The sequence below is a fragment of the Streptomyces sp. AJS327 genome (assembly GCF_013450295.1).
Taxonomy (GTDB): Bacteria; Actinomycetota; Actinomycetes; order Streptomycetales; family Streptomycetaceae; genus Streptomyces.
Map to the genome: position 1 here is coordinate 2173846 of NZ_SKBR01000001.1, position 15061 is coordinate 2188906.

Genomic DNA, 15061 nt, shown 5'->3' on the forward strand with positions numbered 1-15061 from the left:
GGCGACACCGAGCCCACCAGCCCTCCCAGCCCACGGAGTACCGAACACACCCAGCGCACGGAGCACCGACCGGACCGGACCGCGACCCCGAAGGAGCACCATGACCACCTCAGCCGTCAGCGCCAACCGCCGGGTCCTGGAGCACTACTACGAGGAGTGCCTCAACAAGGGCAACCTCGACGCCGTCCACGCCAAGGCCGTCCCCGACCACGTCAGCCACGGCACCGTCGCGGAGGGCTTCGAGGGCGTCGAACACCTGCGGGAGTGGGTGCGCATCCAGCGCGCCTCCTTCCCCGACCTGCACGTCGTCGTCGAGGACTGGATCGAGGAGGGGGACAAGGTCGTCCAGCGCTTCACCGCGCGCGGCTCGCACACCGGTGACGACTACCACGGCATCCCCGCCTCCGGACGGAGCTTCGAGATCTGGGGCATCGTCATCGACTGGTTCGAGAACGGCAAGATCGTCGAGAGCTGGTTCTCGATGGACGGTCTCGAACTCGCCAAACAGCTCGGGGCCCTCGGATGAGTGGCCCGCCGCCGGCCGCCCGCCCGGCCGTCGCGCTCGTCACCGGCTGCTCCTCCGGTATCGGCCGGGCCACCGCCGCGCGTCTGCACCGTGCCGGGCTGCGGGTCGTGGCGACCGCCCGGAAGCCGGAGACCCTGGAGGAGGCGGCGCGGGCCGGGATGGACACCCTCCCGCTGGACGTCACCGACGCGGCCTCGGCGGAGGCCGCCGTCGAGGCCACCACCGCCCGGCACGGCGGGGTGGACGTCCTCGTCAACAACGCGGGCTACGGCCTCTCCGGAACCGTCGAGGAGACCGAACTGGAGCGGGTGCGGGAGCAGTTCGAGACGAACGTGCTCGGGCTGGTCCGGCTCACCCAGCTCGTCCTGCCCGGGATGCGGCGGCGCGGCGGCGGCCGGATCGTCAACGTCTCCTCCATCTTCGGCCGGTACGCGGTGCCCGGCGGCGGCCTCTACGCCGCGAGCAAGCACGCGGTGGAGGCGCTCAGCGACGCCCTGCGGCTGGAGACCGCCGCCTTCGGCGTGCGGGTGGTGGCCGTCGCGCCGGGACCGGTGCGCACCCCCTGGGGCCAGGGGTTCCTGGACCAACTCCCCACCGGCCGGGCGGACTCGCCCTACCGGGGGTTCCACGAACGCGCCGCCGAGTACTACGGCGCGATCTACCACCGTTCCCGGCGCAGCCTGGCGGGCGCCTTCGCCATCGAACCCGAGCGGGTGGCGGCCGTCGTCGAACGGGCGGTGCGGGCCCGCCGGCCGCGGGCGCGCTATCCGGTCGGCTTCCTCGCCTCCAGCACGCTCGCCCTGCGCCGCCTGGCCCCCGACGGCGTCTTCGACCACGCCTTCGTGCGCCGCCAGTTCCCCGTGCCGCGACCAGACGATCCGAGGTGAGGACAGCATGACCCTCCTTCCGCCCGCGGCGGCCAGCCGCACGGTGCCGGGCCCCAAGGGCGTACCGGTGCTCGGGAGCCTCCCGCAGTGGAAGCGCTCGACCGCCGAGTTCCTGCTGCGCACCCAGCGGGATTACGGCGAGATCAGCCGGATCCGGCTCGGCCCGCAGAGCGTCTACCTGGTCTCCGACCCGGAGGCGGTGGACCACGTCCTGCGGGGCAACAACGGCAACTACGTGCGCGGCACGCTCTACGAGCAGTTCAAGATCGTCATGGGGGACGGGCTGCTCACCACCGACGGCGACTTCTGGAAGGCCCACCGCCGCGCCATGCAGCCCGCGTTCCTGCGCCGGGCGGTGGCGGCCGTCGGCCCGTACACCGTGGACGCGACCCGGGAGATGCTCGACGGCTGGGAGGAGAAGGCCCGCCGTGGGGAGCCCGTCGACCTGGTCACCGAGACGCTGCGGCTGACCCTGATCACCCTCAGCCGCTCGCTGTTCGGCTTCGACATCCGCCCCGCCACCCCGGTGCTGAAGGACGTGGTGGACAACGTCATCGAGGTGATGTTCAAGCACGGCACCCTCGGCGAACTGCTGCCCTCCTGGGTGCCGACGAAGCGGAACCGGCTCATCGCCCGCGACCGCCGGGTCTTCACCCGCCTCGTGCGGGAGATCCGCGAGCACCACGCCGCGACCGGCGAGGGCCCGCTGATGGGGCTGATCGAGGCGGCTTCCGACCCGGCCACCGGAGCCCGGTGGACCGACGCCGAGGTCCGCGACGAGATGCTGACCATCTTCCTCGCCGGTCACGAGACCACGGCGGTCGCGCTGCTGTGGACCCTGCTGTCCGCCGCCGGTCACCCCTCCGCCCGGGAGGAACTGGAGGCCGAGGTGGACGGGGTGCTCGCCGGGCGCGATCCCACCGTCGAGGACGTGGAGCGGCTGACCTTCACCCAGCAGGTCGTCGACGAGAGCCTGCGGCTCTACCCGCCGATCTGGATCTACCCGAGGGACGCGGTGGAGGCCGACGAACTCGGCGGCTACCCCGTCCCGGCGGGCTCCTCGGTGCTGCTCTCCCCGCTCGTCTCGCACCGCAACCCCCGCTACTGGCAGGACCCCGAGACGTTCGACCCGCACCGCTTCGACCCCGACGTGGCCGCCGACCGGCCCCGGATGACCTACTTCCCCTTCGGCGGGGGCGCGCGGATGTGCATCGGGAACTCCATGGCGCTGCTGGAACTCCGCATCGCCCTCGCCATGATCACCCAGCGGTTCCGGCTCAGCCTCGTGCCGGGCGGCTTCGTGCGCTACGGCGACACCTCGATCTCGCTGCGCCCGATGGGCGAGGTCCTGGTCACCCCGCGGCCCCGCGCGGAGCGATCCGGGCGGGGGGCGGCGTGACGGGCGGCGCGCGCGCCGTGGACGGCGCCGAGCTGGTCTCCCGCGACCCGCGCGACGGCCGGGAGCTGGGGCGCTACCCACGGCACGCGCCCGCCGAGGTGGCCGCCGCCGTCACGGCCGCCCGCCGGGCGGCGTCCTGGTGGTCGGGGCTGGGTCACTCCGGGCGGCGGCGCCGGCTGGACGCCTGGCGCCGCGTCCTCGTGCGGCGCGTCCCGGAGCTGGTCCGGCTGATCTCCGCCGAGACCGGCAAGACGACGGCCGACGCGCAGCTGGAGGCGATGCTCGTCGCCGACCACCTGCACTGGGCGGCGGCCCACGCGCGGCGGGTGCTGCGCCCCCGGCGCGTGCCGTCCGGTCTGCTGATGTACAACCACACGGCGACGGTCGAGCACCACCCGCTCGGGGTCGTCGGGGTGATCGGCCCGTGGAACTACCCGGCCTTCATCCCGATCGGCCCGATCGCCCACGCGCTCGCCGCGGGCAACACCGTGGTGTTCAAGCCGAGCGAGCACACCCCCGGGGTCGGCGCCTGGCTGGCCGACACCCTCGCCGAGGCCGTCGACGGACCGCGGGTCCTGGAGCCGGTGTTCGGCACCGGCGAGACCGGTGCCGCGCTCTGCTCGTCGGGCGTGGACAAGGTGGCCTTCACCGGGTCCACGGCCACCGGCCGGAAGGTCATGGCGGCCTGCGCGGAGCACCTCACCCCGGTGCTGCTGGAGTGCGGGGGGAAGGACGCGCTCCTGGTCGACCGCGACGCCGACCTGGCCGCCGCGGCCGAGGCGGCGGTCTGGGGCGGACTGTCCAACGCGGGCCAGACCTGCGTGGGTGTCGAGCGGGTGTACGTCCACGAGGCGGTCGCCGAGGAGTTCACCGCCCGCGTCGTCGAGGGAGCCGCCGCGCTGCGCACCGGCACCGGTCCGGACGCCGACATCGGCCCGATGACGACACCGGAGCAGCCGGGCCTGGTCCGCGAGCACGTCCGCGACGCGCTCGCCCGTGGCGGCCGCGCGCTGCTCGGAGCCCCGGAGCCCGGAGAGGGGGCGCCGCACGATCCGGCCTCCCCGGGCGGCTCCGCCCTGCTGCCGCCCGTGGTGCTGACCGACGTCCCCGAGGACGCCCGCGCGATGCGGGAGGAGACCTTCGGCCCGGTCCTGGTCGTCAACCGGGTGGCCTCCATGGAGGAGGCGGTGGAACGCGCCAACGGCTGCGCCTACGGGCTCGGCGCTGCCGTCTACTCCCGCCGCGCCGGACCGCGCCTCGCCCGGCGGCTCCGCGCCGGGATGGTCTCGGTCAACTCGGTGCTGGCCTTCACCGGCGTCCCCGCGCTGCCGTTCGGCGGCACCGGCGCCTCGGGCTTCGGCCGGGTGCACGGCCCGGAGGGGATGCGGGAGTTCACCCGCGTCCAGTCGGTGACCCGGCAGCGCGTGCGGCCCCTCCTCCAGCCGCTGTCCTTCCGGCGCGGGCCCCGCACCATGGGCGTCCTGCTCCGGCTGATCCGGACCGTCCGCGGATGACGGCCACGAGAACGCGCGAGACGAGGGAGTGGTGATGGGGATACCGCACGAGACCGACGTCCTGATCGTGGGCAGCGGACCGGCTGGCGCCCTCCTCGGGTACCTGCTCGCCCGCCGGGGCGTGGACGTCCTGGTCGTGGAGAAACAGGCCGACTTCGAGCGTGAGTTCCGCGGCGAGAGCCTCGCCGCGCCCTCCGTGATCACCCTGCGGAAGCTGGGCTTCGGCGAGGACCTGGACCACCACGGCTACCTGGAAAGCAGCGGCGTCGGCATGTGGCTGGAGGGCCGCCGGGTCTTCCACGTGGACTACCGCCGCTTCTCCATCGGCACCCTGCCCATCGAGTTCCCGCAGCCCCCGCTGATCCGCGCCTTCCAGCGCCGGGCGGCGTCCCTGCCGCACCACCACTTCGTGGGCGGCACCCGCTTCACCGGCCTGCTGGAGGAGGACGGCCGGGTGCGCGGGGCGGTCCTCAGACCGCCCGGCGGCACACCCGTCACCGTACGGGCCCGGCTGGTGGTCGGCGCCGACGGGCGGTTCTCCAAGGTGCGCAAGGCCGCCGGACTCGCCCCCCGCACCGACCAGTCCGCCCGGGACCTGCTCTCCTTCCGGCTGCCCCGCCCCGACGGCTGGCCGCTGGAGTCCGAACTGGTGGTCCGGCGCGACCAGCACCTCGCGGTGCTGCCCACCTATCCGGACGCGATCCGCGTCAGCCACAACCTGCCCAAGCGCGGCCTGGGCGCGCTGCGCGCGCGGGGCCTGGAGAGCTTCCGGGAGCGGGTCGTCACCATCGACCCCCGGCTGGCGCCCCTCGTCGAACGCCACCTGCGCTCCTGGGACGACACCGGCTTCCTGGAGGTCTTCAACGCGGAGCTGGACGAGTGGGCGCGGGACGGCGTGCTGCTCATCGGGGACGCCTCGCACACCGCGACACCGACCCTCGGCCAGGGCGTCAACCTGGCCATCCAGGACGTGGTCGGCGTCGCGCCGCTCATCGCGTCCGCGCTGGCCAACGGGGCGGGCGGCCCCTCCGTCCCGGCCACGGCCTTCGGCGAGTTCATCGCGGAGCGCCGCCGCCACAAGGCGTTCGTCGCCCGGTTCCAGAAACGTCAGGAAGCCTCGCTGGCGATGCGCTCCGGCTGGCAGGTGGCCGCCCGGCGCGCCCGCTTCCGGATGCTGCACGCGCTGCCGCTCAAGTACGGCGTCTTCGACCGGCTGCTCAACACCCCGCACCGCGTCCACCCCGACGACCTGCCCTGACCCCACGCCCCCGGCGTCGGCCCGCGCCGCGCCGCCCCGCCCGGACACCCGAGAGGAAGCTCCGCATGACCGCGCTCCCCACCACCGGCCGCGCCTGGCACCTGGTCTCCCGCCCGCACGGCACCCCCGGCCCGGACGACTTCGCGCTGCGCGCGTCCCCCGTGACCGAGCCCGCCGAGGGACACGTGCTCGTCCGCAACCACTACTTCTCCGTCGACCCGTACATGCGGGGGCGGATGGGCGACACCCCCGGCTACGCCTACTTCCCGGCGTACCCCCTCGGCGAGCCGCTGCCCGGGCACGCGGTCGGCGAGGTCCTCGCCTCCCGGGCCCCCGGCCTCGCCCCGGGCGACCCCGTGCTGCACTTCGCCGGCTGGCGCGAGTACGCCGAGGTCCCGGCCGCCGAGGCCACCCCCCTCGACACGGACGGGATCCCGCTCACCGCCTACCTCAGCGCCCTGGGCATGACCGGACTGTCCGCCTACGCGGGCCTGTTCGAGATCGCCGGGTTCCGGAAGGGCGACACCGTCTTCGTGTCCGGAGCCGCCGGGGCGGTCGGCAGCCAGGCCGGTCAGCTCGCCCGGCTCAACGGCGCCCGCCGGGTGGTCGGTTCGGCCGGGACGGACGAGAAGGTGCGGGTGCTGGTCGAGGAGTTCGGCTTCGACGCGGCCTTCAACTACCGGGCGGGGCCGGTGGACCAGCAGCTGCGCGAGGCGGCCCCGGACGGCATCGACCTCTACTTCGACACCGTCGGCGGCGACCACCTCGAAGCCGCCATCGGCGCCCTCCACGAGCACGGCCGGGTCGCGCTCTGCGGGGCCATCGCCCAGTACAACGACGTGGAGGCGCCCCCCGGCCCCCGCAACCTCGCGCAGGCCATCGGCAAGCGCCTCAGCCTGCGCGGCATGATCGTGACGGACCACCAGAACCTCCTGCCGCGCTTCCTGGAGGAGGTCGCCCCGCTCGTCCGCTCCGGGGAACTCACCTGGCGCGAGACCGTCACCGAGGGTATCGAGCGCGCACCGGAGACCTTTCTGGGCCTGTTCACCGGAGACAACACCGGTAAGGCCCTCGTCCGTCTCGACCCCCAGGCCCCCGCCCGGTAACGCCCCGCCCGTGGCCCGGAGACGGCCCACCGGGGCCCGGAGGCGGCCCGGACGCGACCGACCCCACCCGGTGGCCACCGCCCGGCCCGCCCGTACCCGGGCACCCCAGGAAGCACACGACGCTCAGGAGAGGACGGCACCATGGGTGCGACCGGCCGGCACGCCCTCGTCATCGGAGGTTCCCTCGGCGGCCTGCTGGCCGCCCGCGTCCTGGCGGACCGCTTCGCCAGGGTGACCGTACTGGACCGCGACGAGCTGCCCGGCGCCCCGCTCCCGCGCCGGGGCGTCCCGCACGGGGAGCACGGGCACGCCCTGCTCCTGGGCGGCAAACGGCAGTTGGAGGAGTTCTTCCCCGGCTTCGGCGCCGAGCTGACCGCCGCGGGCGCGGTGCCCTTCGACCCCGGCCAGGACCTGCTGATGCACCAGCAGGGCGCGCCGCGCAGGCGCTTCCGCAGCGGGGCGGAGGGCCTCAGCGCCACCCGCGCCCTGCTGGAGTTCACTCTGCGGGCCCGCGTCGCGGAGCTGCCCGGCGTGGAGATCCGCGACCGAACCCCGGTCGACGGCCTCACCGGCGGACCCGGCCGGATCACCGGGGCGCGGCCGCGCGACGGCGCGCCGCTCGTCGCCGACCTGGTGGTCAACGCCTCCGGCCGGGGCGGTTCCGCCGCCGGATCCTGGCTGCGGGAGCTCGGCTGCCCGCGGCCACGTACGGACGAGATACGGGTCGGCGTCGGCTACACCACCCGCCTCTACCGCCGGGCGCCGGGGGAGCGGCTGGCCGGGGGCGGACTGCTGCACCTGCTGGCGGGCGCGGACGGGGACAAGCGCGCCGCCTCCGTCTTCGCGGTGGAGGGCGGCCGCTGGATGGTGACGCTCGGCGGCTGGCACCGCGCCCACGCGCCCACCGACCCCGAGGGCTTCGCCCGGTTCGCCGCCGAACTGCCTGGTGAGACGGTGCGCCGGGTGGTGCTCGACGGCGAGCCCGTCCCCGGCGACGCGCCGCGGAAGTTCACCTTCCCCGCCGCCCGGTGGCGCCGCTTCGAGCGGCTGCGGAACCCGCCCGCCGGTTTCGTGACCCTCGGCGACGCGCTGTGCAGCTTCAACCCCCTCTACGGGCAGGGCATGACGGTCGCCGCGCGGCAGGCCGCCGCCCTGGCCGAGGCGCTGGACGCCACCGGCGGCGCGGACGGCGCCCTGGCCCGCGCCTACTACGCGGCCGCCGCCCGGGTGGTGGCCGACCCCTGGCGGATGGCGGCGGCCGGGGACTTCGCCCACGCGGAGACCACCGGGCCCCGGCCGCGCGGGACCGGCTTCCGCGGCTGGTACACCGGCCGGGTCCTGCGGGCCAGCCACCGCTCCGCGACCGTCAACCGGACGCTGATGGACGTGCAGCAGTTGCTCGCCCCACCCACCGCCGTGCTCCGGCCCGCGCTGGCCGTCCGCGCACTGCTCGCCCCCGGCCGCCCGCCCGCGCCGCTGCCGGAGGGCGCCACGGGGCGCGTCGCCGGGCACGCCGGATAGCCTCCCCGCCCGGCACCCGCACGGCGTCCCCACCCGGACCCGGGCGGGACGCCGCCCCGGACCGCCGGACCGCTCAGCCCCGTTCAGCCCTGTGCGTCCCCCTGTCGTCACCGTCCGCTGCCGTGTGGCGGGCGGAACCCGAGAGATGAGGAAACACCATGCCCACTGCCCAACCCCCCGAGTTCACCGGCAAGTCGGCCCTGATCACCGGTGGTGGCTCCGGTATCGGACTGGCCGTCGCGCGACGGCTGGCCGAGTCGGGCGCCTCGGTGGCGCTCCTCGGCCGCGACGGTGAGAAGGTCGAGAAGGCGGCCGCCGCGCTCGCCGCCGACGGCCACCGGGCGATCGGCGTCACCGCCGACGTCACCGACCACCAGGCCGTGGGGCGCGCGGTCCGCACCGCGTGCGAGGCCCACGGCGGGCTGCACCTCGCCGTCAACAGCGCGGGGACGCCCGGGCCGAAGGGCGTCACCGGTGAGTTCCCGCCGGAGGAGTTCCAGCGCGTCCTGACGACCAACCTGACCGGCGTCTTCCACAGCCTGCACCACGAACTCCCCGCCATCGTCGACTCCGGGGGCGGCGCCGTCGTCAACATGGGGTCGGTGCTGAGCACCAAGCCGCTGCCTGGATCGCCCGCGTACACCACGGCCAAACACGGCCTCATCGGGCTCACCAAGACCGCCGCCCTGGAGTACGCGCCGCTCGGCGTGCGGATCAACGCCGTCGGCCCCGGCTTCGTGGACACCGCCTTCCTCGTCGACTTCGACGAGGAGGCCAAGCGGTACTTCACCGGACTGCACCCCGTCGGGCGCATGGGCACCCCCGAGGAGGTGGCCGAGGTGGTCGCCTTCCTGCTCTCCGACCGGGCCTCCTTCGTGTACGGCAGCTACCACCCGGTGGACGGCGGCTACGCCGCCGTCTGACCCGGCCACCGGCGTCTACCCGGACTCGGTCCGGAGTCAGGTGGGCGGCGTACGATCGCCCGGGCCGCCCGGCCCCCGCCCCCACGCGGACCCGGGCGGCGCGGCACCCGGGCGTGTGGGCCTCCGGGGTGCCGTCGGCATGTTTCGGGAATTCTCTGGAAGTTGAGGAGCCGCGCACCATGGAGCCGTTCTCCGGCGAGCAGTCCGGAATCCTGCCCGGTACGCACCGCGCGCTGAGTCACCGCCTGGCCGTCGGCCAGGCCGAGGGCCGCGCGCCGTCGCTGGCCGGGGCGGTCTTCCGGGAGGGACGGGTGGTCTGGAGCGACGCCCGGGGCCTGCCACCCACCGGTCCCGACGTCCCCTACCGCATCGGATCGATCTCCAAGACCCTCGTCGCGGCGCTGGTCGTGCGTCTCGCGGAGGAGGGCACCCTCGATCTCGGGGACCCGCTGGAGACACATCTGCCCGGCACCGGGGTCGGGCACGTGACGGTCGCCCAGCTCCTGTCGCACACGGCAGGACTGGCCGCCGAGACGCCGGGACCCTGGTGGGAGCGGTCCCCGGGCACCGAACGGCCCGCCCTCGCCGACCTGCTGGGCGAGGACCCCCTGCGCCATCCGCCCGGGCGGCGCTTCCACTACTCCAACCCCGGCTACGCGCTGCTCGGCGCCCTGGTCACGCGGCTGCGCGGCAAGCCCTGGGAGCGGGCGCTGGCCGAGGAGATCCTGGAGCCGCTCGGCATGGCCACCACCACGCCGCTGCCCAGCCCCCCGCACGCCCGTGGCTGGGCCGTCCATCCCTGGGCGGACGTCCTGCTCTCCGAACCCGAGACGGACACCGGGCTGATGGGGCCCGCGGGGCAGCTGTGGTCCACGGCGGAGGACCTGTGCCGCTGGGGCGCGGTCCTCTCGGACGGCGACCCGCGGGTGCTGAGCGCGGAGGCGGTCGAGCGGATGCGGGAACCCGCCTCGGGCGCGCTGCCGGCCGAGGACAGTGCCGTGTTCGGGCTGGGCGTGCAGATCCTGCGCGCCGGCGGGCGCACCCTGATCGGCCACGGCGGCTCGATGCCGGGCTTCCTGGCCGGGCTGTGGGTCGACCCCGAGGAGCGGACCGGCGCCGTGGTGCTGGCCAACGCCACCTCCGGCCCGGCCGTCCGGGACGTCGCCGCCGACCTGATCGGCCTGCTCGCGCGGCACGAGCCGCGCGTCCCCGAACCCTGGGCGCCGCTGGGCGAGTTCGACGAGACGCTGCTGGAACTGACCGGCCTCTGGTACTGGGGGACGCAGCCCCACACGGTACGGCTGCTCGCCGGTGGCGCCCTGGCGCTGGCCCCGCTCACCGGCGGCGGCCGCGCCTCGCGGCTGCGCCCGGCCGGTGCGGACGCCTGGCTCGGCCTGGACGGCTACCACGCGGGGGAGACGCTGCGCGTGGTGCGGGACGCGGACGGCCGGGCCGGCCATCTGGACCTGGGCTCCTTCGTGTTCACCCGCGCCCCCTACGACCCGGCGGATCCGCTACCCGGCGGCGTCGACGGCCGGGGCTGGCACACCCCCTGACGCCCCCTCGGAGCATCCGCGTCCCCGGCGTCCCCCCGTCCGGCACCTCCTGCCGGGCCCGCCCCACCCGTCCCCGCGGCGGGTGGGGCGGGGTCAGTCGCCGCGCGGCGCGTACATGATGACGGCCATCCCGGCCAGGCAGACCAGCGCGCCGAACACGTCGTAGCGGTCCGGCCGGTAGCCGTCCGCCACCATCCCCCAGGCGATCGACCCCGCGACGAACACCCCGCCGTACGCGGCGAGGACACGGCCGAAGTGCTCCTCCGGCTGGAAGGTCGCCACCACGCCGTACAGACCCAGCGCGATCGCCCCCGCCCCGGCCCACACCCAGCCCCGGTGCTCGCGCAGCCCCTGCCACACCAGCCAGGCGCCGCCGATCTCGAAGAGGGCGGCGAGGGCGAACAGGGCGAGGGAGCGGCTGGCGAGCACGGCGGGGTCCTTCCGGGCGGTGCGGTGATGGCTGCGGGGCCGTGCCCGGCCCGTCCGCGGGGCGCGGACGGCGGTCCGTGCGGACGGACGGCCCTCGGGTCGCCCGTGCGTCCCCGACCGTAACCGCTGCCCCGTACCCCGCGACCGCCCGTCCCGTTCCGCCCCGCCCGTGAGTGACGGCGCTCGCGCGCGGGCCGCCGCCGTGTCCGGGGACGGCCCACCGGATGAGGCGAGGGCGGGTCAGCTCCGGCGCCGGGCGGCCAGCGCGCGGAACAGGCCACCGGCGACGGCGAGTCCGCCCGCCACGAGCAACAGCCGGGTGTGGAGCGTGGAGTCGGCGCCGGAGGAGGCGACGTGGCCGCCCCCGTCCGCGCCCGGCTCGTCGCGACCGGCCCCCTCGGGGGTGGGCGAGCGGTCTCCCCGGGGGGACGGTCCGCCCTCCGGTGAGCGGGCCCCTTCGGCGCTGGGGCAGCCCGATCCGGGCCGGTAGGAGACGGTGACGGCCCCGTCGCCGCGTGGGCCGGTCGCGGTGGTGACCCGGCCCCCCGGCGGGGTGAGGCTGCTGCCGCCTCCGCCGCCTCCCGAGCCCACCGCGTAGCTGCGGCCGGGGAGGGCGGCGAACGAGCCGCCCTCGCCCCCACCCCCGCCTCCCACGGCCCCGCCGCCTCCGCCCCCGCCGCCGGTGGCGACCCGGGAGAGCCGCGCCATCAGGTCGGCGCCCGCGCCGCCACGGGTCTCCTGGGCGCCGGAGCCGCGCTGTCCGTCGGCGGTGGGTCCGGTGCCGCCACCACCGCCGAACCCCCCGGCGCCGCCGGGCCGTCCACCCCGTCCGACGGTGGCGGTCTCGCCGTCCGGACGTCCGTCGGAGCCGGATACCCCGTTCGTCCCCCCGGCTCCGCCGTCCGCGTGCGCGGAGGCTCCGCCACCTCCGGCCGCGACGAGCAGCGCGGACCGGCCCCGGCTCACCGTGGAGGCGCCGCCGCCACCCGCGCCGGGGCCGAGCCCGCCCATGGTCTCCCCGCCGTCCCCACCGCCGCCGTAGCCGCCGCTCCGTCCGGTGCCCGCCCCCGCGACCTCGACGGTCAGGGTCTCGCCCGGGGTGACCGGCAGGGACGCGGTGACCATGGCCGGAGCGCCCCCGGTCGCGCCCGGGCGCGTGCCTCCCGAACCGCCGCGCGCGGTGATCCGCAGGACGCAGACGCGGTCCGGCACGGTGAACGACTCGGGGGCGCCCCGGTGGCCGAACGTCCGCTCGTGGGCGGTCGCCTCGGCGGGCGTCGCGGACGCCGGTGTCAATGAGCCGAGTGAGCCGAGCGAGACGGCCAGCAGGGTATGGAGGACGACCTTTGATCCCATAATGACAACGTAGATATGTCATGCGTGGAATCGTGGCTTTACTCCGGTATCTCCCCAGGTGTGTCGGATGCCGGAGTGGCGGTTGTCCGTGTTCCGACGGATACGGGTCCACGCGTCGCGGTGACCCACTCCGGGCGGCGGGCCCGCCCCGTACGCTCGGCCAGGTGAACGATGGATGGGACCCCGGGGCTCCGGGGATACTGCGACTCCCCTCGGGACGTCTGGTGCGCGGCAGGGGTCTGCGCCGGCCCCTGCCGGAGGGCCCGGAGCCCGGCTTCGCGCTGTACCTGCTGGGTCGCGAACCCGCCCCGGCCGACTGGGAGTTCCGCTGGCTGCGCTGGCCGGACTTCCGGCTGCCCGCCGACCGCCGGGCGTGCGCCGCCGCGCTGCGTGAGGCGTGGGAGCGCGCCGGACGGGAGCGGGTGGAGGTCGCCTGCGGCGGCGGGTACGGACGTACCGGTACCGCGCTGGCCTGCCTCGCGGTCCTCGACGGGGTGCCAGCCAGGGAGGCCGTCGGATACGTCCGGGAGCACTACGCGCGCCGTGCGGTGGAGACACCGTGGCAGCGCCGCTTCGTCACCCGCTTCAACCCCTAGTTCGCGAGGGAGCGGCCGGGTTCGGTACGGGGCGAACCCGGCCGGACCGCCCCCGCCGCTCCGTACTCCGCCAACCCCGTTGCGGACAGCCGTCGTTGGCCCATCGCTCGGGCCGTTCCCGCCGCCGGGACGGTGGTGTGGCTCCCTCCCGGGGAGAGGGCGGGTGGGGCGCGGGGGCCGGAGGCGCGTGGGATGGGCGGGCAACCTTCCCCGTGTACCTGGGCGTTGGGCCATCGACCTCCAACAGCGCTGCCGTGCCCGGCGGTTGACCATGCGCGGACACCGCGTCCGGCCCGCCGGAGCGCCGCCCGGCTTGGGTGACAGCCGGACGCTGGGCGGGAGATGACGCCGGGAGAGGGCAACGGCGGGCGGCGCGGGGGCGGGTGGCGTGCCGGTGGTGCGGCGCCGCCCCGCCCGGGGCCGAAGTGGCCCGGGCGGGGCGTGCGGTGACGCGGTGTGGGGTGACACGGCGTGGTGGTTCCGTGTCGTTCGGCGCGGTCAGCCCTCGCGGGGCTCCCAGCCCGCACGGGCCCCGGTGAGCGCCGCGCGGTAGCGCGCGTAGCCGTGCTCGTACACCGCGCGGTGCTCGGGCCGGGGGTCCACGGTGCGGAAGGGCTGACCGCCCTCCGGGAACGGCTCGCCCAGTGCCCGCCGGGCCACCGTCACCGCGCCGAGCGCGCCCACCTCCGTCTCGGTGGGGATGCGCACCGGACGGCCGAGCACGTCCGCGAAGAGCTGGGCCCACGGCCCGGAACGGGTTCCCCCGCCGCAGGCGGCGAGCGTTCCGGTCAGCCCGGCCGTCTCCAGGCAGTGCCGGGCCGCGTAGCCGATGGCCTCGCAGACCGCGCGGACCGCGTCGGCCCGGCCGTGCCCCAGCGTCAGCCCGTCGATCCGGCCGCGCGCCGCGGGGTCCACGAAGGGGGCGCGTTCCCCGGCCTCGGAGAGGAAGGGCAGCGCGTGCGCGCCGCGCGCGCCGGGCGGGCTGTCGGCGAGGAAGCCGTCGAGGTCGGTGGTGCCGCCACCGGTGAGGGCGAGCACCCACTCCAGCGCCGCGGTGCCCACCATCGCGGGCATCGCCCGCAGCCAGCGCTCCCGATCCGGAGTGCACAGCCACATCCCGGCGGGCTCCGCCGAGGTGGAGATCTCCACCCGGTCGGTGAGCACCTGACAGGCGAGGGTCGTGCCGACGATGAGCAGACCGTCCCCCGGCTCCCGCACGCCGCCGCCGATCGCGCAGGCCGGAAGGTCGTAGGGACCGGCGGTCAGCGGCAGGCCCTCGGGCAGGCCGAGCAGCCGCGCCCCCTCGGCGTCCAGCGCGAGCACGGTGCCCGGCGCGGCGGGGGGCGGGAGCAGCCGGGCCTGCTCCTCGATTCCGCAGGCGGCCAGCGCCTCGCGCGCGTACTCCCGGGTGACCGGGTCGAGGAGCGGGAGGGTGGCGTCCGAGGCGTCCACGCAGACCTGGCCGGTGAGCCGCTGCGCCACCGCGTCGACGCAGTACCCGGCGACGGCGGCGCTCCGCAGCGACTCCGGCTCGTGCTCCTGGAGCCAGGCGAGGAGCGGCGCGTGGCAGCCGGGGAACATGCCCGAGCCGGTGCGCGCGTACACCTCGCCCACGGTGCCGTCCGCCAGCCAGCCGGAGACCAGCCCGGCCGCCCGGCCGTCCATCCAGGAGATCGCGGGACGCACCGCGCGCCCGGCCGCGTCCCGCAGCCAGAGTCCGTCCCCCTGTCCGGTGAGCGCGATCGCGGTGGGTGGGACGGGCAGGGCCGCCGCCGTCTCCCGCACCACCTCGGCGACGGTCCCCAGCACCTCCTCCAGGTCCTGTTCCACCCGTCCGCCGGACAGCCGCCGGACGTCGCTGCGCCGGGAGGCGGAGGCGAGGGGGGTGCGGTCGTGGTCGAAGGCGACGGCCTTGGTCACCGAGGTGCCGATGTCGATCCCGAGGATCACGCTCACGCCCGCACCGCCCTTCCCGCCCAGGCGCGGGGGG

13 protein-coding genes are annotated in these 15061 nt (G+C 76.0%); 10 read left to right on the forward strand and 3 right to left on the reverse strand.

Annotated features, from left to right (window positions below; genetic code table 11):
- The first annotated feature begins 100 nt into the window (after nt 1–100).
- The 9 genes from E0L36_RS08685 (at nt 101) to E0L36_RS08725 (ending at nt 10690) form a co-directional block, all read left to right on the forward strand.
- A complete protein-coding gene (locus E0L36_RS08685) occupies nt 101–526 on the forward strand; it encodes an ester cyclase (protein ID WP_180928233.1) in 426 nt (141 codons plus the stop codon).
- Nucleotides 523–1413 carry an SDR family oxidoreductase gene (locus E0L36_RS08690; RefSeq protein ID WP_180928234.1) on the forward strand — a complete coding sequence of 297 codons (891 nt, stop codon included), beginning with the start codon at nt 523–525 and terminating at the stop codon, nt 1411–1413. Before E0L36_RS08685 ends, E0L36_RS08690 begins: the two co-directional genes overlap by 4 nt.
- Nucleotides 1414–1420: 7 nt before the next feature.
- Nucleotides 1421–2812: a cytochrome P450 gene (locus tag E0L36_RS08695; RefSeq protein WP_180928235.1), complete on the forward strand. Its 1392-nt coding sequence runs from the start codon at nt 1421–1423 to the stop codon at nt 2810–2812.
- Nucleotides 2809–4326, forward strand: a complete 1518-nt coding sequence (locus tag E0L36_RS08700; RefSeq protein ID WP_180928236.1) for an aldehyde dehydrogenase family protein — start codon at nt 2809–2811, stop codon at nt 4324–4326. Before E0L36_RS08695 ends, E0L36_RS08700 begins: the two co-directional genes overlap by 4 nt.
- A 34-nt stretch (nt 4327–4360) precedes the next feature.
- Nucleotides 4361–5584 carry an FAD-dependent monooxygenase gene (locus E0L36_RS08705; RefSeq protein ID WP_180928237.1) on the forward strand — a complete coding sequence of 408 codons (1224 nt, stop codon included), beginning with the start codon at nt 4361–4363 and terminating at the stop codon, nt 5582–5584.
- Nucleotides 5585–5649: 65 nt separating this feature from the next.
- Nucleotides 5650–6690, forward strand: a complete 1041-nt coding sequence (locus tag E0L36_RS08710) for an NADP-dependent oxidoreductase (protein WP_180928238.1) — start codon at nt 5650–5652, stop codon at nt 6688–6690.
- Nucleotides 6691–6831: 141 nt separating this feature from the next.
- A complete protein-coding gene (locus E0L36_RS08715) occupies nt 6832–8211 on the forward strand; it encodes a hypothetical protein (protein ID WP_180928239.1) in 1380 nt (459 codons plus the stop codon).
- Nucleotides 8212–8369: 158 nt separating this feature from the next.
- Nucleotides 8370–9134 (forward strand): SDR family NAD(P)-dependent oxidoreductase, encoded by a 765-nt coding sequence (locus E0L36_RS08720; protein ID WP_180928240.1) that lies wholly within the window; start codon nt 8370–8372, stop codon nt 9132–9134.
- A gap of 179 nt (nt 9135–9313) precedes the next feature.
- Nucleotides 9314–10690 (forward strand): serine hydrolase, encoded by a 1377-nt coding sequence (locus E0L36_RS08725; protein ID WP_180928241.1) that lies wholly within the window; start codon nt 9314–9316, stop codon nt 10688–10690.
- Nucleotides 10691–10783: 93 nt separating this feature from the next.
- On the opposite strand, the gene E0L36_RS08730 is transcribed toward E0L36_RS08725, so the two are convergent.
- Nucleotides 10784–11119 carry a YnfA family protein gene (locus tag E0L36_RS08730; protein ID WP_180928242.1) on the reverse strand — a complete coding sequence of 112 codons (336 nt, stop codon included), beginning with the start codon at nt 11117–11119 and terminating at the stop codon, nt 10784–10786.
- A 240-nt stretch (nt 11120–11359) separates the two neighbouring features.
- The gene (locus E0L36_RS26950; RefSeq protein WP_219636525.1) at nt 11360–12475 is read right to left on the reverse strand and encodes a hypothetical protein; all 1116 of its coding nucleotides are present in this window, start codon (nt 12473–12475) and stop codon (nt 11360–11362) included.
- A 164-nt stretch (nt 12476–12639) separates the two neighbouring features.
- On the opposite strand from E0L36_RS26950, the gene E0L36_RS08740 reads away from it, so the two are divergent.
- On the forward strand, nt 12640–13071 hold the full coding sequence (locus tag E0L36_RS08740; protein ID WP_180928243.1) for a protein-tyrosine phosphatase family protein: 432 nt from the start codon (nt 12640–12642) through the stop codon (nt 13069–13071).
- A 498-nt stretch (nt 13072–13569) separates the two neighbouring features.
- On the opposite strand, the gene E0L36_RS08745 is transcribed toward E0L36_RS08740, so the two are convergent.
- Nucleotides 13570–15027, reverse strand: a complete 1458-nt coding sequence (locus tag E0L36_RS08745) for an FGGY-family carbohydrate kinase (RefSeq protein ID WP_180928244.1) — start codon at nt 15025–15027, stop codon at nt 13570–13572.
- Between the last annotated feature and the right edge of the window lie 34 nt (nt 15028–15061).

Excerpts from the sequence above, each read along its gene's own strand:
- E0L36_RS08695 (WP_180928235.1), top strand. The coding sequence starts at position 1,421 with ATGACCCTCCTTCCGCCCGCGGCGGCCAGCCGCACGGTGCCGGGCCCC.
- E0L36_RS08720 (WP_180928240.1), top strand. The coding sequence starts at position 8,370 with ATGCCCACTGCCCAACCCCCCGAGTTCACCGGCAAGTCGGCCCTGATC.
- E0L36_RS08715 (WP_180928239.1), top strand. The coding sequence starts at position 6,832 with ATGGGTGCGACCGGCCGGCACGCCCTCGTCATCGGAGGTTCCCTCGGC.
- E0L36_RS08690 (WP_180928234.1), top strand. The coding sequence starts at position 523 with ATGAGTGGCCCGCCGCCGGCCGCCCGCCCGGCCGTCGCGCTCGTCACC.
- E0L36_RS08685 (WP_180928233.1), top strand. The coding sequence starts at position 101 with ATGACCACCTCAGCCGTCAGCGCCAACCGCCGGGTCCTGGAGCACTAC.
- E0L36_RS08705 (WP_180928237.1), top strand. The coding sequence starts at position 4,361 with ATGGGGATACCGCACGAGACCGACGTCCTGATCGTGGGCAGCGGACCG.
- E0L36_RS08710 (WP_180928238.1), top strand. The coding sequence starts at position 5,650 with ATGACCGCGCTCCCCACCACCGGCCGCGCCTGGCACCTGGTCTCCCGC.
- E0L36_RS08725 (WP_180928241.1), top strand. The coding sequence starts at position 9,314 with ATGGAGCCGTTCTCCGGCGAGCAGTCCGGAATCCTGCCCGGTACGCAC.
- E0L36_RS26950 (WP_219636525.1), bottom strand. The coding sequence starts at position 12,475 with ATGGGATCAAAGGTCGTCCTCCATACCCTGCTGGCCGTCTCGCTCGGC.